Here is a 26,387-nt window from a genome sequence, read left to right on the forward strand (position 1 = left end):
TGTTAATCTTTGACTTGTGAAGTCTCAGATAACAACGCAATGAAGGCTTTTTTATTCTGTTTGTATTCTTCACTAAGACTAGAAGTGGAAGTTATTCATTGATCAATGAGCCCTAAATATTTTATGGGAAATACCCCCAAATAACTAACAGTTATTCCTTTTGTAACCGAAATACATAAAGAGGTCTGTATATCAGACATATGAAGTCATGGGAATAAGGAGGAACGTCAGTGAATATGAGAAAAATGGCTCAAAAGAGCATGTTGGGATTATTAATTGTACTATTAACTGCTCAAGGCTGGCTTACCGGCTGGAATGGCGCTGAGTCGCGCTCTTATGCCGCTAACGAACTTGCTGCGGGTATTAAAGATACGATACCAGCAGCCAAAGCAACGAATGTAGATACCTCTGCTCCGCTTATCATTGATTTTGATAGACCGGTGAAGAAGGCAGATACTGCGAATAATATGATTTTGGTGAAACGGTTGGATGATGATTTCGTCGTCGATTCCATCCTCTCAACCGGTGGCCAAGTAACCATTGATCCGCAGCAACCTATTACCGATCCTCCTACACCGGATGCTGGAGCTGGCGCAGATTCGTCAGTCAGCGGGTATCGTGTAAGCATTACACTTTCCAAACCGCTTCCAGGCGCTACATACTACGTAGAAATTAATAATAAAACATTGGTTTATGCGGATGATAATACACCTTTTGCAGGCTTGACCAAGAAAGAATGGACATTCAGTACACAAGGTATTGGATCTGCTGCGCTCGTCAGCAGAGTTCCTGATAATGCAACGATTATGACTCCGATGACCGATATCGTAATGACATTTGACAGACCTGTAACGGCTGGCAGAGGTACAATGACCATCTATCAAGGCCGGGTTGGCGGTACGATCTTTGAACAAATTCCGGTTAATGCTGGAGCACCTCGGATCACAGGTTTAGGGACAAACACGATTAAGATCGATCCAGACAAAGATTGGAATAATAATACTACATACTATATCGTTATGCCCGAAGGCTATCTGCAGGATGCCAATAAAAACGATATTAGCGGCATCAGTGGTAATGTGTGGGGATTTAACATTATTTCTGATCCAACTGCGCTAACGGTTGGCACACTATTACCTATAAATGGGGCTACGAACGTACCTTTATCTGGAAGCTTAAGTGTGACCTTTAATAAGGAACTGGATACAAGGTATTTTATAGCTCCTGTTCTCAAGAAATCCAATGGAGCGATTGTTTCAACGAGAACTGTGTTTAATAGCTCTAACAGCAGACAATTGATCATTACGCCTACAAGCGAGCTGGAGGGCAACACCACTTATGTGGTAGACCTGCCTGCCAATGCATACCGGGATCGAGCGGGCAACATCTTTACGGGACTGAACGGTTCGACTTCATGGACATTCAAAACACTGAGCAAAGATACAACCGCACCAGCCCTGAAAAATGCCAGTATGCATAGCAATAATACGATTCGTTTGACATATGACAAGTGGTTGTCCAACATTAACCCCCTTAGCAGTTCATATGCTGTAACGGTGAATGGTGAGAAACGTAATATCAGCCAGACATACACCTCGGGTGACAGTGTATATGTTGTCCTGGATACGGGTGTAGCAGCAGGGCAGCTTGTTCGAATTGCATACACACCGGGAACGAGCAACCGGGTTACGGATCAGTCTAACAATGCGGCTGCGTCGTTTGGCGCACGTGACGTAGATAACGGGCTAGACTCCGTGATGTCGAAACCGCGGGAAGGAAGTGTGTATTACAGCACGATCACTCTGTATTATCCTGAAACGGTATACGTTACTTCAAGTGATGCCGCAAGACAGTTTAGCGTAACCGCTGATCAGATCGCTGTTGGGGTGAACAGCATCTCTGTTAATAACAGCTCCAGCGTAACTCTTAATCTGAGCCGATCGATTACGGATGGCGAGGTTGTTCGTGTCACATATACTCCGGGTTCTTGGCCTGTAAAAGATAGCCGTGGTCAGACACTTGCCGGGTTCACCGGGTTCTATGTCCGCAATTCGATTGACACCAAGCCGCCTGAGTTCAGAAGCGCAGAAGTGAGTGGCAATACATTATGGATGCGGTACAATGAGCCGTTGAAACCGGGGAATAAACCACAGAACAGCCAGTACTCGGTACTCGTTGACGGTAAGCCTGTTTTTGTAAGCAATTCAGAGATCGAAGATGATCTCGTTACACTGACTCTTGCTTCACCGGTTAAAGATACACAGAACGTATCGTTATCCTATGTGCCTGGATCAATGCGGTTAACCGATCTGAATAATAATCCTGCAGGATATATTAATCTGACTCCTGTCAGTTATACCTATGGCAATGCCAAAATTGTGGCGGCTGTTATTCAGGGGGATACGATCCAGATTCAATTCCGTGAGGCGATTCAGCCGGAGACTGCTCTAACGTTAGCTCAATTCAGCGTATTGCTGAACAATGGCAGTTCCAAGTTGTTGTCAGCATCTGCTTCTGGATCTGTAGTAACGTTGAAACTGGAGCTTTCCTCGAACACAGGTACGGACAATCTTTCAGGTACGATTAGTTACAGGCCTGGAGCCGTACCCCTGCGAGATTCGTCCAATACAACGGTGCCGGCTTTTGGGCCGCTGACACTACAGCAGAGCAGCAGCAACTTGCCTGCAACGAATCAGACAGGAGGACGTCCGGTTTGGATGAATGAACTGGATGCATCCAGTTACGGACAGTCCCTGCTTGTTATGAATAACAGCACAGCCTCTTCGATTTCCGCGATGTCGCACTACAATCGTACGACTCGTCAATTTAATGTAGATGCGGCGAAGTTAAGCCAGGCTTTCGAATATGCATCTGCATCAGGCAAGCTGAGCCAGCCTGTTGTGTTTGAGGTTCCAGATAGCGAGTACTCTGCGTATGTTGGATTTCCAATCACGACACTTACCCAACTTGCCGGGAATTACCGCAATGGTACGGTTGGAGTGAAATATGGTGACCGTCTCTGGACAGTAGCGCTGTCCAATCTGGATTTGGCAGGAATGAGCCGCAGCGTGGGTACGATTGCAGCTTCATCGGTTTTGATGCCAATTAACGAGAGCAGTTCATCCAAGACGGTGTTACCTTCTTTGTACGTTCAACTAGAAACTATGCCACTATCAGATTCGGGTACGATGGAAAGTTTGATCGCTGGGGCAGGTGCACAGAAGCTCGCCAACTACACAGATGTACATGTGTTTGCAAGTAAAGGTGCTGGAGAACAACAGATGGAGCAGCAACTTAAAAGTGGGTTATCCATGCAAGTAGCAGCTAATACACCAACCCTAACTTCAAGCATGGCTGCTCTGGATATGACAACGTTCCAGCTGTCCTATGTACCAAGTTCTTTCAAAAGCACACCAGGCGGAGTCGTTATTCAAGCCAAGCTGAATGGTAACCAGGCAGTTGTGCCGATCAATCGCGCAGTCAGTTATCCAGACACTTCGTCACATTGGGCAAGCGAGGTGATCAAGGAATTATCTGCTAAATGGATTATCAGCACGCCTAACGGTAACTATTATCGTCCCAATGAGAACATCTCCCGTGCAGAGTTTGCCGAACTGGTAGCGAGAGGACTTGGATTAAAGGGAGAAGCTAGTGCAGTCAGTCGTTTCCGGGATGTTCGGGGCGGCAACATCACAAGTGCTTATATTGGTGCTGCAGCAGAGGCCGGAATCATTATGGGGAATACGGACGGCACGTTTAAGCCGGATCATCCGATTACCCGTGAACAGATGGCGATTATGATGACACGGGCCATGAATTACGGGGGGAAAACACTATCACTGCAATCCTCGGCGAATTCAACACTGTCCAAGTTCAAAGACAACAAAAAAATCCAATCCAAAGATTCCGTTGCCAAAGCGGTACAAGCAGGTATTATTCAAGGAATGACAAGTAATACGTTTGCACCTCAAGGCAATGCAAGTCGCGCGCAAGCAGCGGTAATGCTCAAACGGGTTCTGGATCAATTGGGTTATCTATAAGTGGATGGCACTTCAAGAAAGTAAATTTCTTGAAGTGTCTTTTTTTTGTGGATGGAAGACGAATCTCAAACTATATAAGTTGAACTATTCTTTTACACAATAACGGAGAGGACAGAAAAAACCTGAAAAAGCGGAGCGTTCGCCTTTATCACCGGATTTTCCCCCTTGGAAAAGGGAATCCAAAAAATCTGGGGATAACAGCGATTGGAAGGTTATTCTGTCATCGGAGTTGGCCGTGTAAAATCTTTAGTTCAACTTATATAGTAGCCAATTTATACCTTATTCTTGGCTTGGGGCGTAACTTTTTCTACTAAAAACAGTCTATTAATAGAAGGGTATGCTAGAGATCGCTCTATGTACTGTCGAACGGCAGAATATGTGCGATATCTAAGATTGATATACAAGATGGGAGAGACGTTTCGAACATGCTGGGGAAACATGGGAAACAGCGAGAAGACGTTAAGTACAACAAGGCTAAGAAATGGGCAATTGTAACACTGGCAGGTGTGATTTGGATTGCACCTGTAATGAGTGCAGGTGGACAGATGTGGTCAGGGACTTCCTGGCAATCCGTAGCCGCAGCAGCATCGACGAATACGAGCAAGCTCGGGGAAGAAATTTTGACTTCGGGTGCGAAGCTCATGAAATACAGATATACGACAACACGTTCAGGTTCAAAAGTGAATGTGCTTGCCGATGTGATTCAGGTAGATTTGCAAAATCCGTACGTGAAGTTAGATGTAATGACAGGTAAAGGCAGCAAATTAAACAGCAAACAGAGCACGGGTGGTATGGCGAAGGAAAACGGCGCAGTGGCTGCGGTGAACGGAGATTATTTTAACGTATCCGGGGAAATGTCACCGATTGGCGGCCAGGTATCTGACGGTGTATTGGTGTCTACGCCTTCGGAACTGAAGGGCATGTATGCCCTCACGGTAACCAAAGATGGCAAGCCGATGATCGATGAATATTCATTTGACGGCACAGTAAAGGCGCAGGATGGTTCAACATTCGCTCTGCGTGGGATAAATAAGGAGGACTATACGGTTGAAACGGGAGCGGGTACATACAGCCATGTGAACTCCATGTATATTTATACACCTGCATGGACGTCGACCAAACGTCCGAATGATCCTTCCACCACACCGACGGAGGTGCTCGTTCAGAATGGTGTCATCACGCAAATTTCGGATAAAAAGGCCTTAAATATGACCGTACCGCCGGACGGGTATATCCTCCGTGCACATGGTACAGCGGCAACATGGGTCATGAGTCACCTGTCTGTTGGACAAACAGTTGGAGCAGATTACAAGTTGGTTGCCAAAACGACAGGACAGTCTGTTGACCCGAATAATCTGGAAATGATGATTGGCGGTCATACGATTCTGGTGAACGGAGGTCAGGCTGCTTCCTTCTCGCGGAATATTGCTTCTTCCGGCATAGGTGGTGTTCGTGCCAGAACCGCGGTAGGATATTCTCAGGATGGGCGATATGTGTATATTATTGCAGCCGAGAAAAACGGCAACAGCAGCGGTATGTCCTTGACCGAATTGCAGTCGTTCATGACGAGTATCGGGGTTTGGAAAGGTATGAATCTGGATGGCGGCGGATCAACAACGATGGTTACACGTCCGCTAGGTGAACAGTCAGCCAGTCTGACATTTAATACCGAGTATGGTACCGAGCAGCGTCAAGTTGTAAATACACTTGGTGTATTCTCCACAGCACCTGAAGGTAAGCTGAAAGGTTTTGCGGTAAGCGGCAGCCAGACGTTGCTTGCAGGTCAGGAAGGCAAGTACTCTGCAAAAGGTTATGACACGTACTACAACCCGATCTCGACAGGCAATATTCCGTTGACCTGGAAATCCAGCAATAATGGAATTATCAGCGTCAGCAACGGAACGGTCAAAGGTGTGAAGCCAGGTACAGCAACATTGACGGCTACAAGCAGCGGAGCTTCATCTTCGATCAAAGTCACGGTACTGGGCGGTAGTGAGCTGGCTTCCCTGACAGCTGGATCTGGTCTTGGTTCGCTCCAATCAGGTACAACCGTTTCTATTCCGGTGACGGCTACAACGAAGAGTGGGCAAAGCGTGACTGTACCAGCCGATTCTCTGACATGGGAATTCATCGGGTTCAAAGGAAAAGTGGCAGGTGACCAGTTAACGGTATCCTCTGTGAATGATGGAGCACAGGTGGGTTATGCGATCGGCCGTTATGATGGTTACAGCACCGTTGTTGTACTCTCTGCAGCAGCGAGCGAAACCATCTGGGAGAATTTCGAAAACGCGAACTATCCGATTAACTTCACCACAAATGCAGCAGGTGTAACCGGATCAGCCGCAGTCGTAGCAGGAACGGGTGAAAAGGCTGGTTCCAAGGTGTTGCAACTCAGTTACGATATGACAGGTGGAACCGGTAAAATGTACGCCTACGCTGAGCTGAACGGCTCAACAGGTAGAGACGTATCTGCAACTGCAACTTCGATGTCGATGGATGTGATGGGCGACAAGAGCCTGAACTGGCTGCGTGCGGAATTTACAGATGCCAAAGGTAAAACGGTATATGCTGATCTCGCCAAAGCAATCGACTGGAATGGCTGGAAAAAGGTAAATGTAGACCTGAATGGGCTAAATATGGCTTATCCGGCAAAACTGAAGCGTGTATACGTCGTTAACGTGGAAGAGGGACAGGATGAGCGCGCAATGACAGGAACGGTTGCGTTCGACAACATTGCGTTCACCATGCCTTCCAAATCCAGCGAAGTTGGATTGCCTGCGGGGACTGCTTCATTGGTACTTGGACAGAAGTCTATGACAGTAAACGGGACAACAAAGTCCATTGATGCAGCACCGGTCATTAAAAATGGAACAACATATGTGCCGATCAAACACGTACTGGATGCCTTTGGCGGACAGGCGAACTGGGATAGCAAAAATCAGCGAATCACTGTCATTCGCGGAAGCAAGCTGATCGATCTGGTGGTAGGTCAGAAAGAATTTGTTCTCAATGGCAAAAGACAGAGCGCAACAGTTGCACCTTACGTAAGTGGGGGTAGGACTTTAGTCCCTCTCAGACTCGTATCCGAGCAACTTGGGCTGACTGTAAAATGGGAACAGAACACGAAGACCGTTACCATCTCATCGTGATATGGTATGATATATACCGGAAACGATAGAAATGGAGTCGAACAAACGTGGATTTACAAGCCGATGCCATAGACCGCGTCATAAAAAACGCCATACAAGTCATGGAAAACAGCAAATATCAAATGTTTGAAATTATGGACTCCACTCGTGATGAGCTGAAGACGCTCAACGAGGAGCTCAAGTCAGTGTTGAAGGAAACGGCGGAAACGATCGAGAAAGTAGATCAATTGGAGCTGAATTACCGCCGTTCCCGGATCCGGCTTACAGAAGTGAGTCGTGACTTTGTCCGTTATTCGGAGCATGATATCAAGCAGGCGTATGAAAAAGCGACACAACTTCAGCTGGATCTGATGATTTATCGTGAGAAGGAAATGTATCTAAAGGCCCGTCGGGATGATCTGCAGAAGCGTGCCAAAAATGTGGAGGCTTCTGTAGAGCGTGCCGAGACAATTGGTTCACAGATGGGCGTTGTGCTAGAATACTTGTCAGGAGAGCTGGGTCAAGTGACCCGGATTATCGAGTCTGCCAAGAATCGACAAATGATTGGATTGAAAATAATTTTGGCCCAGGAGGAAGAGCGGAAACGTATTGCCCGGGAGATTCATGACGGGCCTGCGCAGATGCTTGCGAATCTAGTGCTTAGGACGGAAATTGTAGAAAGAATGCTCATGAAGCAGGATTTTAAGATGGTCCAGGCCGAAATAGTAGATTTGAAAGGCCAGGTTCGTTCCAGTCTTGAAGAAATGAGAAAAGTTATATTCAATCTGCGTCCTATGGCACTGGATGATCTGGGATTGATTCCAACGCTTCGGAAGTATGTGCAGGATTTTGAAGTAAAAACAAAAATCCGGTCGCTTTTTGAAACAAGAGGCAAGGAACATCGTCTCTCATCTGCAATGGAGGCTGCGATCTATCGTCTCGTGCAGGAAGGTCTGTCTAATGCTGCCAAGCATGCTTATCCCACATATGTTGTCGTAGAAATTACATACCAGGCTCAGCTCGTCAAAATTGTCGTACAAGACAATGGGCTTGGGTTCAAACCGGAGCTTCTTGCGAAGAAAAGCAAGGATCACACCCACTTCGGTCTGATCGGGATGAGAGAACGGGTTGAACTGTTAGAAGGAAGAATAGAGATTGAATCCGCAGAGAATCAGGGAACCAAAATAGTCATTCATATCCCGACAAACGTGGATAAGGGAAAGGAGTAGCAGGATGGAAAACCGTGATACTGGAAAAGCATCAATTAAAGTTCTTTTGGCTGATGATCATCAGCTGTTCCGAGAGGGCTTGAAACGCATTTTAAATATGGAGGACGACATTGAGGTCATCGGCGAATGTGGCGATGGTATTCAGGTGCTCGAATTCTGTAATCAGGATAAACCGGACATCGTACTGATGGACATTAACATGCCTGTGGAAAACGGCGTTGAAGCCACCGAGAAACTGCGCGAGCTGTTCCCGGATGTAAAGGTTATTATTTTGTCCATCCATGACGATGAAAGTTATGTATTCGAAACACTCCGTAAGGGTGCAAACGGATATTTGCTGAAGGATATGGAAGCAGAATCTCTGATTAATGCAATTCGTTCGGTCCATGAAGGGCATGCATTCATTCATCCCAAAGTTACTGGCAAACTGATTATGCAGCTTCGTCGTATGACGTATCTTAACGAGACAGGYGCAATGAGCGAAGGAGCTTCGAAGGAAGCAGGCGTTAAATTTGTGGCTGGAGACAATAATCCGCTGACACGTCGTGAAGCTGAGGTATTGCGTTTGATGGCTGAGGGTAAGAGCAACAAGATGATTGGTGAATTTTTGTTCATCAGTGAGAAAACAGTCAAAAACCATGTCAGCAGCATTCTGCAGAAGATGGAAGTGGACGACCGTACACAGGCTGTTATTAACTCCATCAAATATGGTTGGGTTACGCTCTAATTTTATAATGGTTAGACAGCTATTCACTCGCGCCCTTTCCAGTACTGGATTGGTTTGCGGGTTGATGGACTTTATCACTGCACATGAACAAAGTGTGAGGGTGTGCTGAACATCTGTTCAAGCGAGTACTGACTTGTTGTTGGCTGTAACCCTTCGGAATACGCAGCATATACTGCGGTATACAGGGATGTTCGCCATGGGTGAACATGACCTTCCGAGGAGGTGCAGTTGCCATGGTTGCTCATTTGACTATGATTCTGCTCATATACTTCCTGGCGGCAATGGCCGTTCATGTAATGCACCAGCGCCATATCTCCCGCCCGGAGTCCGAAGGCTTCGAGCAGATTCTGCTCATTCCTTCCAATCAGGCAGGACGGATCGAAGGTATTATTCGAGCACTTTGCCTGGAATTATTATATCGTGGGAAGAGCTTTTCCCTAACGGTGGTCGCCGAGCCTAAAGAGGCGGAAACGATCACAATTATTGAGAAGATGATGCAAAGGCAAGGCATGGAGCTATCTTATCTGCCCGCTGTGCCAGCAGAACTTGAACATGTCGGACAGACGAAGGACAGCTATCGCCTCATCGATCTGCGTAATTCCAGTGATGTAGCTGGAAGCAGGTAATGCTCACATTTTACATGATGCAGACATTAATATGCCGATTCAAGTTGAGAAAGATTACAGCGTGATGCTGTAGTCTTTTTTTTGTAATTGTAGCCAAGTCTGCCTTTAAATTGAATATGGGTTTTATTGCAATCTATGGTTAAAGACTGGATTTATCACTTCAGATGACGCCTGAAGAAGCTCTTTGAAGTCAGAAATCTTAACTTAAAAGTATAGACTGAGAAAACTGGAAAAAGTTGCGCATATTCGTTGGGGAAATTCCAAATGTTTAATCGAGTGAATGCATGATGATAAGGTTGGATTGACGAGCAGGAAAATGAACCATATAATTACTTTATATGGTTTTTCAGATGGGTTGCGTTTGATTTCTTGAAGAAGTATTCATTTGAAGATGATTTAGGAAGGAAAAGAGCCTATGAATCAAGTACATATTCGAAGGTTACTACTGTTTGTGTTTTTGGCGTTTGCAGTGCCTTTAAGTATGGATAGAGCAGTAGCTGAAGGAATCGGGCGCGGTGAGATTGAGAGGCAGAATGCTTTAGAAGATGGTCATAGTACGAATGGAATTATTAAATGTGGTGTTAATGATCATAAGGGTCATGTTATAAATGTGGATGGTGTTGATTCTTATGATGAAGTAGGGGAGATTCCTGATGTATACGGTACTTCACTGGAAACAACGTTTACTTTTGAAGTAAATGGACAGGTATTACAGCCAGGAGAATCTATTTATATTCAATCCAGCACCAATGAGTTACCGAAAGTATGGGTTGGAAAATAAGAAAAATGTGATAGGAATAACGGACATGAAGCACATGCTCCGGCGAAAATGCCGGTTAGTATGTGCTTTTTTGCGTTTTCGGATACAAACAGGGGGGCAGAACAGATGCAGGTGGGGATTTATGTATGTCGGGTGAGTGAGAAATGGAGAATGGTGATGTCTTTGGACATTCAGGTGGATGTGGTGTGGTGGCTAGAGGGCATAAGTGGACAGCCCGTTCAGCAATGGCTGATGTTAAGCACGCAGCTGCCGTTAAGTCAGGCTTCATGGCTGGTAGATCAATTTGAGCCAGTCCGTAACATGAATGAGTGGCGGATGGAGGCGTGGCAAAGTTACTTGAACGCAAAGCTGGACTTGTATGAACAGCTTTCGGGTGAAGTGGAGGCGAAAAAGGCTTGGGCTGAGCAGGCGGGAGCAAAAAGTTGGAATGGAAATGGTTCGGGCAAATGGAGAGGGGATCAAATGGGAAAAGGAATTGATGGGGAAGGTGGAAGGGGGATAAGTATAGGAACAGGAAGTGGGACACGGGAAAGGGTTGGCGGGATGCCGAAGCCGTATCCTGCCGAGCATTGGGCTCAGCTGGAGCAGTGCGCAGCATTGCTGGCTGAGCGGATGAGCGGCCGCCAATTACTGGCGGCCGAGGCCGAGGCGCTGCTGGCGGCGGAGCCTGCCATGCCGCCCGGGGGCTGGCGCGCGGCTGCGCAGCTCGCGCGCTTGCAGGGGCGGCTGCAGCTCACAGCCGCCCTCGAAGGGCCCGCCACGCGCCGCCGGCTCGCGTGGCTCGGCCGCGCGCGAAGCGCGCCCCGCTGCCACCGCTGTGGCAGCGAAGCCAGGCAGCGCGTGCCCTGCGCTGCCTGCGGCCTGGCGGCGTGCGCCTACTGCGAGGCATGCCTCGCGCTAGGGCGCAGCCGTGCCTGTGCGCTGCTGCTACGCAGTGCAGCGCACGGGGCCGTGCCCGCACGCGGCGAAGCATCGCGTGGCACGGCCCTGGCCCCCACCGGCGGCGGGCTCGCCCGGTGGGGGCTAAGCGCAGCGCAGAGCGCGGCAGCAGCCGCGGCGCTTGCGTTTTTGGCCCGGTCGCCCGCAGGGGGTGGGCCGGGGCGGTTCTTGCTCTGGGCCGTGACCGGGGCCGGCAAGACAGAGATGATATTCCCTCTGATCCAGCACACCCTGGATCAAGGGGGGCGAGCGCTGGTCGCTACACCGCGCAGGGATGTCGTGCTGGAGCTGGCTCCGCGCCTTGCCAAAGCATTCCCGGACACCTCGCTCGCGACGCTCTATGGCGGAAGTTCGGAGCGGTGGAAAGACGCGCGGCTAACGCTGGCGACCACTCACCAGCTCATGCGCTTTTACCAAGGGTTTGATCTGGTGATTATTGACGAGCTGGATGCGTTTCCTTACCATAACGATCCCATGCTGGCTCACGCCGCCGCTTCGTGTTGCAAACCAGAGGGCAACTTCATTTATTTGTCCGCTACGCCGCCAGCCCGGTTACAACGTGAGGTTGCTCTAGGCAAGCTTGCTCATGCGAAAGTACCTGTCCGTTTTCACCGGCATCCGTTGCCAGTACCGAAACTGATCAACATGCCTACCGTGGCGCAGTGCATCAAGCGTAAACAGCTTCCAGCCGTCATCGTGAAGCACATTCGCACTTCCTTACAACGTGATGCCCAGGTGTTTGTTTTTGTGACACGTATCGCCCAGATTGAGGCTTTTGTGCACCTGATGCGCCGGAATTTTGCGAATATCTCAATTGAAGGGACCTCATCGCAGGATGCGGAGCGGGCTGCCAAAGTCATTGCATTTCGGGAACGCTCCATACGTCTGCTCGTGACCACCACCATTCTGGAGCGAGGAGTGACCATCCCGCGTAGCGATGTGTTTATTCTGGATGCGGACAACGGACTTTTCGACGAAGCTTCGCTCGTACAGATGGCAGGCCGGGCAGGGCGCTCCTTGGATGATCCGGCAGGTCGTGTCGTATTTGCCGCATCCCGCCGTACACTCTCTCAGGTCAGAGCCGTAGCCCAGATTCGCAAAATGAATGCCATTGCCCGCCGGAAAGGTTATCTGCACTCACCAGTCCCCAAATAGTCACATTACATCAACGTACTTACCTGAACTTGAACACGCTAACGGTAGACTAATCTTCCATATGAAAAATGATTTGCACCAGAATGATCTATCTTTTAACAAAACCATTAGAGCTTTTCACTAAAGCTAGCGCTCGTCCCACATCCTGACTGAAAACTTTCTACATACTTAAGCTCGCCACTTCTTCTCGTTATTTCGTTAAGAAAGGAGAACCAATTCATGTTTAGTTATATCTTTCATATGCTCGAACGTATTCAACATTTAACCGGACATCTCTACCAACTGCTCGGCCCGCCAGGTTCACAATGTCTGACTTGCGAAACCCGTGCGGTTCTTTCCTCACATTATCCGGGGATATGTCCACGTTGTGTGCAGCAGATTCCATGGATTCGTTCGATCCGTTGTCACCGCTGTGGCCGCGGTGTTGGATGTCCAGACTGTGTGCGTGTACACATGCAGAACCGTTCCTTTGTCTGCAATCGCAGCGCCGTCCAGTATAACGATCTGATGAAAGATTGGATAAGCTTATACAAATTCCGAGGTCATGAGCGCTATGCCTCGCTGCTAACTGCACTACTGATTCAGGCCTTTCAGGCGATGAGTGATGAACTGACTTCCATTTGTGAAAAAGAAACCAGGAAGCCGCTATGGCGTCCTGACGCTGTCACGTATGTACCCGTGAGCGTGGAGCGCTTGGCCGAACGCGGCTTTAATCAGGCGGAGCGCCTGGCAACAGGGCTTGCCACCGCCGCTCGTTTGCCCTGTGTTGATCTGTTGCAGCGCCAGATCAACACAGGGAAACAAAGCTTCAAGTCTCGCGCCGAGCGGTTCGAGACGATGAAGCATGCCTTTTCTATCAAGCCGGATGGATTTGACTTCAGTCTGCTCCAAAATTACAACAAGCCATTTAAATTACTTCTAATTGATGACATCTACACGACCGGCAGTACGTTAGATGCTTGTGGACATGTTATTCTACATGCCGCAAGTAATGTCAGTGTCTCCGTGGAGATATACACACTTACATTAGCCAGATCATAGTTGGTTATTTTCATTGCTCGGATAGTCAAAACGTAAAAATACTTCTATTAGATTTATTTAAGGCAAGATAACCGTGTGAAATAAGAGATTTCGACTTTAAAATAGATTTCATATTTACGCAATATTCCTCATTTTATATTTGTAAATAATATATGGACTTCATATGAGAAAATAAGGTAATCTATAGGTATTAGCTATTCGGAAAAGGAAGTTGGAGAGGGGAGTTTTAGCGATGAACTTAGGAAATTGTCCTCGTTGCGGCAAATTGTATGCATTGAATTTCCGAGATGTATGCTCGAACTGTATCAAGGAGATGGAACAGGAATACCAGATCTGTGTAGACTATTTGCGTGAGAATAAAGGCACTAACATACAGGAACTGTCGGATGCGACAGAAGTCTCGATTAAAACAATCACGAAGTTTATTCGAGAGGGACGGATTTCCATCGAAAACGCCCCGAATATGATGTATCCTTGTGAAGTATGCGGAACGTTGATCCGTGAAGGTCACATGTGTGATTCCTGCCGTACTCGATTAACGAAAGACTTGGCTGGTGCTGCTCGTGAAGTAGGTCAGAAGGATAACAACCAAGTAGGCGGACGAGCCTACAATGCTGTCGACAAACTGCGCAATTCATAGGAACGTGGTCTTAAATACGAATAATGCTATAACAAATGTTTTGAAACGTACCGATAAACTTATTAAAGATTATCGGTTTTTTTTATTATCCTAACTCATTTCAAACACATAAAGATAAAGAAAGAAAAACGTAAATCATTACATTTTATCTGAAAGGAAGTGCACTTCGTATGAAAATCAATGAATCGAGTCGAATTGGAGCCATCAATTCATATCAGAGGAATGTTGAATCCAACCAGCAGGCTGAGGCCAAGAAAAGCCGCCGCAAGGATGAGTTATCCATTTCTCCGGAGGCGATGAAGATGCTTGAAGAACAAGGACGTACGCAAGATGCAGGACGGTTGCAACGGATTCAGGAGTTGAAAGAGCAGGTAAGCTCGGGAACATATCAGGTAGACAGTAGCAAGCTTGCCGACAAGCTGCTACCGTATTTTAAGTCTTTTGATAAGGAATAGGTGATTATGTAATGGCAGCACTGGACAGATTAATTGCAGTTTTAGAGCAGATGGAGCAAAGTCACCGTGATATGCTGGAACTCAGTCAGGTTAAACGAGAGATTATCGTTAAAAATGATGTAGACCAGCTTATTGCTATCATGAATAAGGAATCCAAGTTCATGAAACAGCAGGAGCCGCTTGATACAGAACGATTACATGCTGTTCATGAACTTCTTCAGGAGCGTGGCATCAAGTCAATGTTGAACCTGAATATTACCGAGATTTCCAAGCTGATCTTTGATCCGGCTGACAAACAGCGATTGTTTGAAGTTCAGAAGAAGCTGGCGGGAACATTACAAGAATTGAAAGATATTAATCAACTGAATCAAAAGCTGATCGAGCAATCGCTAATGTTTATTGATCTGTCGATGGACATGTTTGCTTCGAGGCCGGAACAGGATGCAACTTATCAGCATCCTGCTGATAAGCATGGCAATCCAGGTCGAATGGGTCTATTCGACACTCGGGCTTGATTAAATAGGGGGAAACCAGGTGACATCTACATTTCATTCAATCGAAACAGCTAGACGCAGTTTGTTGACACAGACAGCCGCTCTTAGCACAACAGGTCATAACATAGCTAATGCTAACACAGAAGGGTTCTCGCGCCAGAAAGTCAATATGCAAGCATCCATTCCTATGGAGCCGTTTGCATTTTTGCACAGTACTGCACCGGGTCAACTTGGAACCGGGGTAGAGTTTGATTCCATCACCCGTGTTCGGGAGAAATTTCTGGATGACCAATACCGTAACGAAAATACCAACTTCGGAAGTTGGTCCATTCAGCGGGATACGTTGGAAAAGCTCGAAGCCATTGTCAATGAGCCGTCCGACACGGGTTTCCGGACAGTCATGGATAACTTCTATAAATCCTGGTCTGATCTGAGCAAAAACCCGGAGGACGTAACAGCACGTCGGATCGTCAAAGAAACGACACTTGCACTTACGGATGCAATGAACCAGATTAGCCGCCAACTGGACAATCTAAACCGAGATTTGAATAATAACATTGAGGTGAAGTCGAGTGAGATTCAAGGTTACCTTGGTAACATAGCGAATCTGAACAGTGCTATTGTGAAAGTGGAATCACTCGGCGATAATGCTAATGACCTGCGTGACCAACGTGACTTGATGGCAGATAAATTATCGAAAATTGTTAATATTAGCGTATTGGACTCGCCACAAGGCTATGAGATCCAGATGGGTGGAGAAACGCTTGTTGCGGGTGCGGGGCCAGCAGTTGCTGTGGATGCCGCTTTCCTTAATGATGCATTTGCTGCAGGTACACTTACTAGTGGTGAAGTTCATGGAATGATTAAATCCAGAGACACCTTAGTGACAGATTACCAAACTCAAATGAATTCTCTTGCCGATACCCTTGCAAACGGGAATATAACGATCACCATTCCGGCAAATTCGGTTTTGCCAGACAATACAGTTATAGACGGGAAAAATTACACAGGCAGTGAACGGTTCTTGGAGAAAGATCTGAAAGTCACCATTAAAGGTCTGAATGCTCTCCATCAGCTTGGATACAGTTTAAGTGGCGGTACTTCGCCAGGTCTTCCATTTTTTACCGCAGCGGGCGGGGGAGCCATCACGGCGGGCAACATTTCATTGAATGCCGAGATCGTGGCGGATCCAAACAAAATTGCAACCTCATTACGTACGACGACAGATAGTACCTCAGGAACGGAAAGTATAGTAAAGGGTAACAACACATTAGCGCTCCTTATGGCCAATCTCAAGGATACCCCGATGATGACAGCTGATGGCTTGCGTAATGCAACAATAGGTGCGCAATTCAGTGCTATTGTGGGACAACTGGGTGTACAGTCACAGGAAGCTGCTCGTCAGACATCCAATACGGAATTTCTTACTCAACAGGTAGAAACGCGGCGTCAATCGGTGAGCGGGGTGTCCCTGGATGAGGAGATGGCCAATATGATCAAGTTTCAGCATGCATACAGTGCTTCAGCGCGTTTTATGACGACATACGATCAACTGCTGGAGAAATTAATTAACTCTACAGGTACAGTGGGTAGATAATGAACGAAAGGAGTGACTTCAAGCGATGAGGATAACGAATAACATGCTTAGTTCACAGCTGTTGCTTAACTTGAACCGTAATGCGCAACAGATGAATAATACACAGTTACAGTCGGCAACCGGACGCAAAATTAACAAGCCTTCAGATGACCCTGTAGGCATCACCTATTCTCTACGGTACCGTGCCGAGTTATCTTCTAATGAACAGTATCAGAAGAATGTGGACAGTGCTACATCCTGGCTGGATTTCAATGATACCGTAATGGATCAGGCCGGAAGCATCATACAGCGGCTGCGTGAGTTGACGGTTCAAGCCTCTACCGGAACGAACCCTCAGTCTGCCATGGATAGCGTTAAGGAAGAAGTTATGCAGTTAAAGGAGCAGCTTATTGATGTAGCAAACAGTAAGCTTAACGGTAAATACATCTTCAATGGCGAGACATATGATATCAAACCATATCAGTTTACCAAAGATGCAGATGGTGTTTCAGATACAACAGATGTTGCCTCTGTGATCACAGATACAGGGAAAATTAATTTTATTGTTGGTGAAAGTGTGCAGCTTCCCATCAATGTAACGGGTAACGAAGTGTTTGGCAACGAAACTGAGGATGATAATTTGTTTGTGGTTCTTAATAACATTATCGACGCCTTAAAGAACGGTGATCAAAAAGAACTTTCGGGCCAACTTGGTACAATTGATAGTAGAATGGATAAAATGTTGGCAATTCGCTCCGAGATTGGAGCGAAAACGAATCGGATTGATCTGATGATGGGGCGTTTGGATGATCTGGGTGTTAATTTGACAGACCTTCAAGCTAAGGTCGAGGATGCAGATTATGCAGAACTTATCATGAAATCGAAAATACAGGAGAATATATATAATGCTTCCCTGTCAGCCGGTGCCAAGATCATTTCACCTTCACTTGTGGATTTCTTGAGATAAAAGGAGGAGCAGTATGAATACTCTTCCCGTTCTCCAGATTAGAACAACGCCTTCTTTGCTTCAGATTGATGCTGACCCTGGGCAGCTTTCATTGCGTCAGCCTAAGGCTGATGTGCAGCTTCATACAAGGCCTGCCAAGTTGACGGTACAAAGCCATGCTCCGGAGTTGAATGTGGATCAGTCGAAAGCCTTTGCAGCCTATAACGGTGGAAATATGATTGATATGAATGCGCGAATATATTCGGGCATCCAGCAGATTTTTTTACAGAACATTGCCAATCGAGTGCAGCAGGGCGATCGATTGGCTGAGATTCATAAGCCTGGCAATACAATCGCTAATATTATTGGGGAAGACTGGCAAGGGACTTCTTTTCCGGAAATACGCGGACCGGCATCGATGGACAATGTAGACATACGTTTCAATGTCCGTGCGCCGGAACTGGAGTATACACCAGCAGTTTCAGAAATGAACGTTACCATTAATCGGCCGGAAATCGAATACCAGAGGGGTAAACTGGACATCTATGTGAAGCAATATGCATCGATACAGTATACGCCGCCAGCTATTGATATAGGAATGTAGACCGAATATATAAGTAGAGCTGTAGACAGTCTTGAAGCAGACATCTACAGCTTTTTTTTATGTAAATTCTTCGCATGGGAGGCTTCGTTATTATGATAATACAGACAAGCATTTGGGGAGACATTGAAGTTCAGGAGCAGGAGATATTCCACTTTCCTAAGGGGTTGCCAGGGTTCGAGAATGAGCATCAATTCGCATTGATCCCTTGGGARGAAACTCCTTTTATATACTTGCAATCTCTTCAAGAACCGGAGCTTTCATTTTTGCTGGTTAACCCCTTCTTGTTTGCACCGGATTACAGTTTTGAATTGCCGGAAGCAGATCGGGAGGAGCTTGAGATTCAAGAACAAGTCCAGGTATATGCTATGGTCACGATTCAGAAGCAAGTCAGTCAATCTACGATGAACCTGCTGGCCCCCGTGGTTTTGAACCCGGAGATTAAGACGGGTAAACAAGTGGTGCTTCATCAGTCTGGGTATAAAACACGTTGTCTGATCTGGCCGGAAGAACAATTGGAATCCGCAAAGGGTGGTGTATGAGATGTTAGTGTTATCACGAAAAAAAGGCGAATCCATCATCATCCAGGATCAGATTGAGATTACGGTATTAGCGGTAGAGGGAGATACCGTGCGAATTGGTATTTCTGCACCTAAACATATCGATATCTACCGTCAGGAAATATATGCTTCGATTCAGGAAGCTAACCGGGAGTCTGCTGCACCGCTTGCCGCCAATGTGGAGGCATTTATGGAACGGCTTCGTAATTCTGGAGCAAAAAAAGATTAAAAATATTCCAGTTTGCTATAAACAGTTGCAAACCTCCTGTCGATATATAATTTAGACGCTGCTTCGGCAGGGCGGCCGACCTTAATGTCGCGGCGTTTACCACAAGGATGTGGAACTAACTTATTTCAGGGAGGAAACACTCAATGATTATCAACCACAATATTGCGGCGTTGAACACTCACCGCCAACTGAGCACTAACACTGCTAACACGAACAAAAACATCGAAAAATTGTCTTCCGGTCTTCGCATCAACCGTGCTGGTGACGATGCTGCAGGTTTGGCAATTTCCGAAAAAATGCGCGGACAAATCCGTGGTTTGGACCAAGCGACTCGTAATGCTCAAGATGGTATCTCTTTGATCCAAACAGCTGAGGGTGCATTGAACGAAACTCACTCCATCCTGCAACGTATGCGTGAACTTTCCGTTCAATCTTCCAACGATACAAACACAACTCCAKACCGTCAAGAACTGCAAAAAGAAATGAACCAACTGACTTCCGAAATCAACCGGATCGGTAACACTACTGAGTTCAATACAAAGAAATTGTTGAACGGTGATTTGTCTGAACAAAAAGTTGTTAACGCAGGAACTCCAACAACAACGACAGTAACTTTGGCTGCGGCACAAACGGCTAAGGTTGGTGACAATCCAGTGACATGGAGCGGTACTAGTCCGCAAGCAAATTTCAATGTTTCATTCACTGGAAAAGCAGATAACGGTTTGGATTGGGCAACTCTAGATAAAGACACCACTGATCAAAAAGTAGTAATTACTAAGGGAACAGACGGTACTTTTACTGTCGATATCAAAGCCCAAGACAGTACTGACAAAACGATCAAAGTAGATGCTGATACAGTAGCATATGATATGGACACCAAAACATACAGCTACAATAACAACGGTATTTCCTTCTCCTTCACAAAAGAACAGGCAGATAGTTGGAAAGGTGGCGACTCTGTTACTGTTGATTTGTACAAAGCTTCTGGAGCAGTTGCAGCTACAGATGGAGATAAACTAGTTACCAACGGTGCAATCAGCACTAATTCAGGTATAACAGCTGTTACTACACAAACAGGTACTGCTGACTCAACTTTGACTGATATCACAGTTGATGGCGCAAGTAAAGAATTGTTAGATGGCGCTGCACAAGTCAAAGTGACTTGGACTGGAGATAAGGCTACAGTTGCACTCCTAAATGCTGCTGGTGACAAAACTTTGTCGACGACTGACTTCTCCCTTAAAGCTACTGACACATTGAAATATGATGCTAACGGAATCAAATTCGACTTTACTGTTGGTGCCGGCGCAACTGGTTCTTTCGCAGCAACAGTTAAACTTAAAATGGCAGACGCTAAAACGGTGACAGAAACTGTTGGACGTCAAACAGAGGACAAATCTGCTTCTTTCCAAATCGGTGCCAATGAGCATCAGTCCCTGTCGCTGGGTGTGAATGATATGCGTGCATCAGCTCTGGGTATCGTTGGATCAGGAGCAGGCTTCTCATCAGCGAACAACGTTACAGATGGAACGAACAACACAAATGCAGAAAAAGCACTTGACTTGACAAGTTCAGCTAACGCTGCTAACGCGATCACTATTGTAGACAAAGCGATTGCTACTGTTTCCAGCGAACGTTCCAAACTGGGTGCTGTTCAAAACCGTCTGGAGCACACAATCAACAACTTGGGAACTTCTTCCGAGAACCTGACTGCTGCGGAATCCCGTATCCGTGACGTAGACATGGCGAAAGAAATGATGTCCCAAACGAAAAACAACATCTTGGCTCAAGCGGCTCAAGCGATGTTGGCACAAGCAAACCAACAACCACAAGGCGTTCTGCAATTGCTTCGTTAATTTTAATCTCTTTCTGGAGGAATTGGTTATCCAATTCCTTCGGAAGTTTAATGATTTGCAAGTTAAAATAGATATCTTCCATGTGAGGGTATCTATTTTTATTTACAAAAGGTGTATAAGGAGAGTTTATATGACCGTTAAAAATAGAACGATTCTAGTTCCGGAATATATGCAGGATTTCGCTTGTATCGGATCTGCTTGTGAAGATTCATGTTGCATTGGCTGGAGAGTGGACATTGATCAGCAAACTTATAAAAAGTATGCTAAATCTCGTAATATCGAGTTGAAGCCTTTATTTGATAAAAATGTCTCCAGGCATCGTTCAGAGCCTACTGTTCGTAAATATGCGAAAATTAATATGGATGAACAGGGAAGATGTGGTTTTCTTTCTGAAGAAAACTTATGCAAAATACAGCTTGGTTTAGGAGAAGACTATCTGTCTAACGTATGCAGCAGTTATCCAAGGAGCATCAATAGCATTGACGGGGTGCTTGAGAAATCAACAACGCTATCCTGCCCTGAGGCAGCAAGGATTACATTGCTGAAGCCAGAGGGAATTCAATTTAATGAAATTGAAGAGCCACTGAATAATAAAGTGTGGATTAACAAGCAAATTATTACAGATAATCCCAACGGAAAAAACAAATTAATGCCATACTTCTGGAATTTACGAATTTTTACGATCCAAGTTTTACAAAATCGTGCTTATACATTAGCTGAGAGACTGATCTTTCTAGGTTTGTTCTATCAGAAAATTCAGTCTCAAGTTAATGAAGATAATTATGATGCAATAGAGGATACGATTACCTTATATTCAAGTATGCTGGAAGACCCTAATACCAAAAATTCGTTAATGGACATCCCGGTTAACAACATTCTGCAGCTCAAGCTATCTAAAGAGCTCATGGATTATCGCTTTGGTCACGGCGTAAGAGGCGGCAGATACATGGAATGTGTTATAGAAACGTTGAATGGGATTATGTATACTGAGGATTCTACTGAGGAAGAAATTGCTGAACGGTATAGAACTGCGAGTGAAAAATACTATGCACCGTTCATGGTGGAACATGAATATATACTCGAAAATTATCTTGTGAATTATGTATTCAAGAATCTGTTCCCATTTGGCAGAAATCAAGTATTCGACGATTATGTTATGATGGTTGTTCATTTCTCTATGATCAAACTGCATTTAATCGGTATGTCTGGTTTCCATAAAGGTTTAACTACAGAGCTTGTAGTGAAGCTGGTACAATCTTTTGCTAAGACCGTTGAGCATAACTCAAATTATTTGAATAACGTACTTGACCTACTCGAAAGCAACAATTTTAAATCGATGGCTTATATGTCGATCATGATCAAAAATTAAACTAAAATGTTGAGACCTTGGACAATCCGAGGTCTTTTTATACATATTTTTCATATTGCTCTAATCAGAACGTTCACGGGAGCCGATATAAAAAGTAAATATGCAGCCGGAGGTAGTGGTAAAGATGAATGTACAGTTCTCATTATCCGCTAAAACGTCATCATCAGTCAGTCAACAGGGAGACTCTTCTTCAGCATCTGAAGTACAACGACAAGAATTGAACGCAGTTGTGAATCAAGGTTTGAGTTTAAGCCAATTGGAGAAGCAGGGGGCCTCTCTGTCCATTGGTCAAGAGCATTTGATCAAGACCATTGAGAATGCCGTAAAATCACTTCAGGGCCCGCAAACAACACTCGACATCAGCATTCACGAAAAAACACATGAAATTATGGTCAAAGTCCTTAATAAAGATACAGGAGAACTCATTCGTGAAATACCTCCTGAAAAAACACTGGATCTGGTTGCGAAAATGATGGAGTTAGCCGGAATTCTAGTGGATGAGAAGATATAATGTAGATCCGGAGGTGCAGAATGGTTACACGTGTTAACGGCTTTTCAGGCATGGATATTGATAGTATGGTCAAAAGTATGATGGCTACCAAAAATCTCAGGCTGGACCGATTAAATCAGGACAAGCAGGTTCTGCAATGGCAGCGAGAGAGTTACCGTGATTTAAGCAGTAAATTGTACGATTTTCGAGTCAATAAACTAACAACGAAGTATGGTAATCCTGCTGCGTTGAATGCGAATAAATCTGTCGTTTCTGGCAATACGACCGCTGTAAAAGCGGATGCTACAGCTAGTGCAACTACAGTGGAGATGAAAGTCACTGTTGAAAAACTGGCAAGTGCCAAAACGCTTGAAACGTCTGGTCTGGGTCAGGGTGTGAATAGAAATACAACTCTCGCTTCTCTTGATGGAGTGGAGCTGTCGGCAATGAGCGATGAGGACCGTACGGCTTACTTGAAGAAAGGCTTCGATATCACGATCAATGGAATGACCTTCAAGGATAAAGATGGGAATTCACTCTTTAACGGAAGTACAACCATTTCTTCCTTTATATCGACCATTAATTCATCCTTATCAGCAGATGTATTTGCAAGTTACGATGAAGCAACCGGGAAGTTATCACTCGCTTCACGCTCAGGTGGAGCCGCTGGAGATATCAAAATAGAGACACCTGCAGGCAAAAACTCATTAATCGCTCTCTTTTCCAAAAAGACAGTAATAGAAACAAACGGTGCCGGGTTGGATGTAACGGGTACTCAGACACTGGGCGACCTTCAGAAATTAAAAGATGGAAAGGACCCTGAACCAGGGGCACAAATGAAAGGTTACAGCTTCGTGATTAATAATGCGACCTTTGTTTTTAATGAAACAGATACCATATCTAGTGTGGTTAGTAAAATAAATAGTAAAACCCAACCTGGAGTTACAGCTTCATTTGATGATAAAGGTAAGTTAACATTCACTGCAGATCCAGGGAAAGAGATCAAGATGGGCGGCAATTCTTATGAATTTCTTTCACTTTTCAAAGGCGCAGTTCCTTTCAAAGAGGATACAAATCCCCTGACTAAAGTACAAGATGGTGTGGACGCGATTGTTAAGGTGAATAATCAAAGTCTGGAGAACATTAGAAAGAACACATTTACAATTAATGGTGTGACATTGACGCTGCAGGAAGAAACAGTGAAAAATGGCGTCGATAATCCTGTTATCATCAAGAATCAAACGGACCCGGATAAAGCATTAGAATCTATTAAAGGGTTTATCGATGACTACAATAATTTAATTAAATCTTTGAATAGCACGATCCGTGAAACCAAATACAAAGATTTCAAACCACTTACGGATGAGCAGAAAAAAGAAATGAAAGAGTCTGAAATTATAACATGGACTGAAAAATCCAAAAGTGGATTGTTAAAGAACAACGACATCATTAAATCGGTTCTCTCGGATATGAGGTCCATCATTTCAGAAAAGTTAGGTCCTCTAAATGCCATGGGTATAACTACTGGATTATACTCAGAAAATGGAAAACTTGTTATTCAGGATGAGTCCAAGTTAAGAACTGCACTCAGTTCAAATCCTCAGGCAGTCATAGATCTTCTCCAGGGTCCTGATAGCGCACCGAATGACGGGATTTTCGATAAATTATCAGATAAAGTTACTGCTGCGATCCAGCGGATATCCGACCGTTCAGGTACAAACCGGTTTACAACGGATGTCACAAGTACTTTCAGTGAAGAAAATACGATGGGAAGACAAATGAAACAATACAACAGTCGTATTGCTCTAATGCAGCGCAATCTGGCAAGTACTGAGGATCGTTACTATAAACAGTTTGCTGCTATGGAAAAAGCAATGTCAAACATGCAGGCACAGTCGTCCAGTTTATTAGCTAAATTAGGTTAATCCATTTTAAAATAAAGGGTGAGACTTTTGATCACTTCTCCGTATGATAAATATCGTCAATCCTCTGTCCAAACTTCCAATCCTGGACAGTTAGTCATCATGTTGTATGACGGGGCTATTCGTTTTATTAAAACAGCCATTGTTAGTATGCAGCAACAGGATATTGAAAAAACGAATCTGAATCTGGGTAAAGCTCAAACGATTATAAGTGAGCTAATGAGCACTTTGGACCAGTCGTACGACGTTTCTAAAAATTTATTTTCCTTGTATGAATATACCAATTATTTGCTCGTTGAAGCGAATATTCAGCGCGATGAATCCAAGGCTGAAGAAGCAGTAGGTTACTTGTCTGAACTGCGTGAGACTTGGGTGCAAGCTTCCAAAATGGTAGCTGGTCAAGGAGAACAATCCGCTGGTGCTCATGGATAGATCAGAATGTATAAGTCAATTGGAAATCATGACTAAAGACATCCTGGCTAGTTTATATGATCTAAACTTTGAACAACTTGAATCCTTTATTGAAGAGCGGCAAGTAATTATAGATCAACTCATTGAACACTTTTCTTATACACCGGCTAGTGAATATGAGAAGTTAACTTTGCATAGCTTGTTAGAACGGGACTCGGAGATTCTTGCTCGGATGAACACGCTCCGGCTGGAGGCTCAGGATTGGCTGCATAAGCGTGGACAGGCTAAAGTACAGAGAAGTGCGTATGAGTCAGGATACACGCCAGACAGTTTCTTAATGGACAAAAGAAAATAGGTATTACAAAAAAAACTTCATTACACTATTTTGATTTTAGGATTAATTCCTTTGTCAGAAGATGTAAGAGTTTTTTTTTGCATATTTTTAAAGACAATCCATGATTAATCATTGAGTTATACGAAGGAAGGGATAGACTCGATAAGGGTTTCGTATAGGAACAAGTACTAAATGAATTCGGTGCCTTAAATCCTGAAGCTTTCAACATTTCTCCCTATAAATCTACAAAAAATACCAATAAAACATTTTCTTTACCAATTGACAATGGATAAGATTAGGTGATATCATCTGAATTGTGGGCTGGGGTCTTGGCCAGAGCTTACTTCATTTGATGACGAAGGGAATGTTAGTGCATGCAAGGTAAAGTAAAATGGTTCAACGCAGAAAAAGGTTACGGTTTCATTGAGACTGAAGATGGCGGCGACGTATTCGTACATTTCTCCGCAATTCAATCCGAAGGCTTCAAAACTTTGGAAGAAGGTCAATCCGTAGAATTCGACATCGTCGAAGGCGCACGTGGACCGCAAGCAGCTAACGTAATCAAATTATAATCATCCGGACAATCCGACCTACATATATGGTTAGATGGTTACCAAATTGAATTATCGCTAGCATCAGACTCCGGTGATCCGGGGTCTTTTTTTGTATTCATAGATTTTTGAAATATGGGAGATTTGCCCGTCAATCCTTGAACTTAAACAGGGGAACTTAAAGGGTCATAATAAAGATAGTTTTACATCATAGATTAAGTAACCGCCAAAACGGTTAAATACATGATCAAGCGCCTGACATGATTTTATCTAATACTCCAATATGC

General features: G+C 45.0%; 24 protein-coding genes. All 24 read left to right on the plus strand.

What is annotated here, in order from left to right; genetic code table 11:
• Positions 1-236: 236 nt before the first annotated feature.
• The 24 genes from AB4Z30_RS16780 (at position 237) to AB4Z30_RS16895 (ending at position 26,121) form a co-directional block, all read left to right on the plus strand.
• On the plus strand, positions 237-4,040 hold the full coding sequence (locus AB4Z30_RS16780; RefSeq protein WP_441928493.1) for an Ig-like domain-containing protein: 3,804 nt from the start codon (positions 237-239) through the stop codon (positions 4,038-4,040).
• Between the two features lie 425 nt (positions 4,041-4,465).
• Positions 4,466-7,189 (plus strand): stalk domain-containing protein, encoded by a 2,724-nt coding sequence (locus AB4Z30_RS16785; protein ID WP_441928356.1) that lies wholly within the window; start codon positions 4,466-4,468, stop codon positions 7,187-7,189.
• A gap of 47 nt (positions 7,190-7,236) precedes the next feature.
• Positions 7,237-8,397 (plus strand): sensor histidine kinase, encoded by a 1,161-nt coding sequence (locus tag AB4Z30_RS16790; protein WP_441928358.1) that lies wholly within the window; start codon positions 7,237-7,239, stop codon positions 8,395-8,397.
• A 4-nt stretch (positions 8,398-8,401) separates the two neighbouring features.
• The gene (locus tag AB4Z30_RS16795; protein WP_024631627.1) at positions 8,402-9,124 is read left to right on the plus strand and encodes a response regulator transcription factor; all 723 of its coding nucleotides are present in this window, start codon (positions 8,402-8,404) and stop codon (positions 9,122-9,124) included.
• Positions 9,125-9,357: 233 nt separating this feature from the next.
• Entirely contained in the window at positions 9,358-9,750 is a 393-nt protein-coding gene (locus AB4Z30_RS16800; protein ID WP_441928360.1) for a hypothetical protein, read from the plus strand.
• A 415-nt stretch (positions 9,751-10,165) separates the two neighbouring features.
• On the plus strand, positions 10,166-10,531 hold the full coding sequence (locus AB4Z30_RS16805; RefSeq protein WP_441928362.1) for a hypothetical protein: 366 nt from the start codon (positions 10,166-10,168) through the stop codon (positions 10,529-10,531).
• A 143-nt stretch (positions 10,532-10,674) separates the two neighbouring features.
• Positions 10,675-10,818: a hypothetical protein gene (locus AB4Z30_RS16810; protein WP_441928509.1), complete on the plus strand. Its 144-nt coding sequence runs from the start codon at positions 10,675-10,677 to the stop codon at positions 10,816-10,818.
• Positions 10,763-12,625 (plus strand): helicase-related protein, encoded by a 1,863-nt coding sequence (locus AB4Z30_RS16815; RefSeq protein WP_441928495.1) that lies wholly within the window; start codon positions 10,763-10,765, stop codon positions 12,623-12,625. The genes AB4Z30_RS16810 and AB4Z30_RS16815 overlap by 56 nt, the downstream gene beginning before the upstream one ends.
• A 219-nt stretch (positions 12,626-12,844) precedes the next feature.
• Complete coding sequence (locus AB4Z30_RS16820) at positions 12,845-13,666, plus strand: ComF family protein (protein ID WP_441928364.1); 822 nt, start codon at positions 12,845-12,847, stop codon at positions 13,664-13,666.
• A 232-nt stretch (positions 13,667-13,898) separates the two neighbouring features.
• The gene (locus tag AB4Z30_RS16825) at positions 13,899-14,306 is read left to right on the plus strand and encodes a TIGR03826 family flagellar region protein (RefSeq protein ID WP_441928366.1); all 408 of its coding nucleotides are present in this window, start codon (positions 13,899-13,901) and stop codon (positions 14,304-14,306) included.
• 170 nt (positions 14,307-14,476) lie between these two features.
• Entirely contained in the window at positions 14,477-14,761 is a 285-nt protein-coding gene (flgM, locus tag AB4Z30_RS16830) for a flagellar biosynthesis anti-sigma factor FlgM (RefSeq protein WP_441928368.1), read from the plus strand.
• 11 nt (positions 14,762-14,772) lie between these two features.
• A complete protein-coding gene (locus tag AB4Z30_RS16835; protein ID WP_441928370.1) occupies positions 14,773-15,276 on the plus strand; it encodes a flagellar protein FlgN in 504 nt (167 codons plus the stop codon).
• A 19-nt stretch (positions 15,277-15,295) separates the two neighbouring features.
• Positions 15,296-16,852: a flagellar hook-associated protein FlgK gene (flgK, locus tag AB4Z30_RS16840; protein ID WP_441928372.1), complete on the plus strand. Its 1,557-nt coding sequence runs from the start codon at positions 15,296-15,298 to the stop codon at positions 16,850-16,852.
• A 25-nt stretch (positions 16,853-16,877) separates the two neighbouring features.
• Positions 16,878-17,798 (plus strand): flagellar hook-associated protein FlgL, encoded by a 921-nt coding sequence (gene flgL / locus AB4Z30_RS16845; RefSeq protein ID WP_441928374.1) that lies wholly within the window; start codon positions 16,878-16,880, stop codon positions 17,796-17,798.
• 13 nt (positions 17,799-17,811) lie between these two features.
• The gene (locus AB4Z30_RS16850) at positions 17,812-18,381 is read left to right on the plus strand and encodes a DUF6470 family protein (RefSeq protein WP_441928376.1); all 570 of its coding nucleotides are present in this window, start codon (positions 17,812-17,814) and stop codon (positions 18,379-18,381) included.
• Between the two features lie 92 nt (positions 18,382-18,473).
• A complete protein-coding gene (gene fliW, locus AB4Z30_RS16855) occupies positions 18,474-18,920 on the plus strand; it encodes a flagellar assembly protein FliW (protein WP_441928378.1) in 447 nt (148 codons plus the stop codon).
• Between the two features lies 1 nt (position 18,921).
• Positions 18,922-19,167, plus strand: coding sequence for a carbon storage regulator CsrA (gene csrA, locus AB4Z30_RS16860; protein ID WP_441928380.1), 246 nt, complete (start codon positions 18,922-18,924; stop codon positions 19,165-19,167).
• A 143-nt stretch (positions 19,168-19,310) separates the two neighbouring features.
• Entirely contained in the window at positions 19,311-21,023 is a 1,713-nt protein-coding gene (locus AB4Z30_RS16865; RefSeq protein ID WP_441928382.1) for a flagellin N-terminal helical domain-containing protein, read from the plus strand.
• A gap of 130 nt (positions 21,024-21,153) precedes the next feature.
• Positions 21,154-22,392 (plus strand): flagellin lysine-N-methylase, encoded by a 1,239-nt coding sequence (gene fliB / locus AB4Z30_RS16870; protein ID WP_441928384.1) that lies wholly within the window; start codon positions 21,154-21,156, stop codon positions 22,390-22,392.
• A gap of 124 nt (positions 22,393-22,516) precedes the next feature.
• Complete coding sequence (locus AB4Z30_RS16875; RefSeq protein ID WP_441928386.1) at positions 22,517-22,903, plus strand: flagellar protein FlaG; 387 nt, start codon at positions 22,517-22,519, stop codon at positions 22,901-22,903.
• Positions 22,904-22,923: 20 nt separating this feature from the next.
• Entirely contained in the window at positions 22,924-24,807 is a 1,884-nt protein-coding gene (fliD, locus tag AB4Z30_RS16880; RefSeq protein WP_441928388.1) for a flagellar filament capping protein FliD, read from the plus strand.
• Between the two features lie 18 nt (positions 24,808-24,825).
• Entirely contained in the window at positions 24,826-25,236 is a 411-nt protein-coding gene (gene fliS, locus AB4Z30_RS16885; RefSeq protein WP_441928390.1) for a flagellar export chaperone FliS, read from the plus strand.
• Positions 25,237-25,264: 28 nt separating this feature from the next.
• The gene (locus AB4Z30_RS16890; protein WP_441928392.1) at positions 25,265-25,570 is read left to right on the plus strand and encodes a hypothetical protein; all 306 of its coding nucleotides are present in this window, start codon (positions 25,265-25,267) and stop codon (positions 25,568-25,570) included.
• A gap of 353 nt (positions 25,571-25,923) precedes the next feature.
• On the plus strand, positions 25,924-26,121 hold the full coding sequence (locus AB4Z30_RS16895; protein WP_024631599.1) for a cold shock domain-containing protein: 198 nt from the start codon (positions 25,924-25,926) through the stop codon (positions 26,119-26,121).
• Positions 26,122-26,387 lie beyond the last annotated feature (266 nt).

This window comes from Paenibacillus sp. 2TAF8, from assembly GCF_052114825.1.
GTDB lineage: Bacteria > Bacillota > Bacilli > Paenibacillales > Paenibacillaceae > Paenibacillus.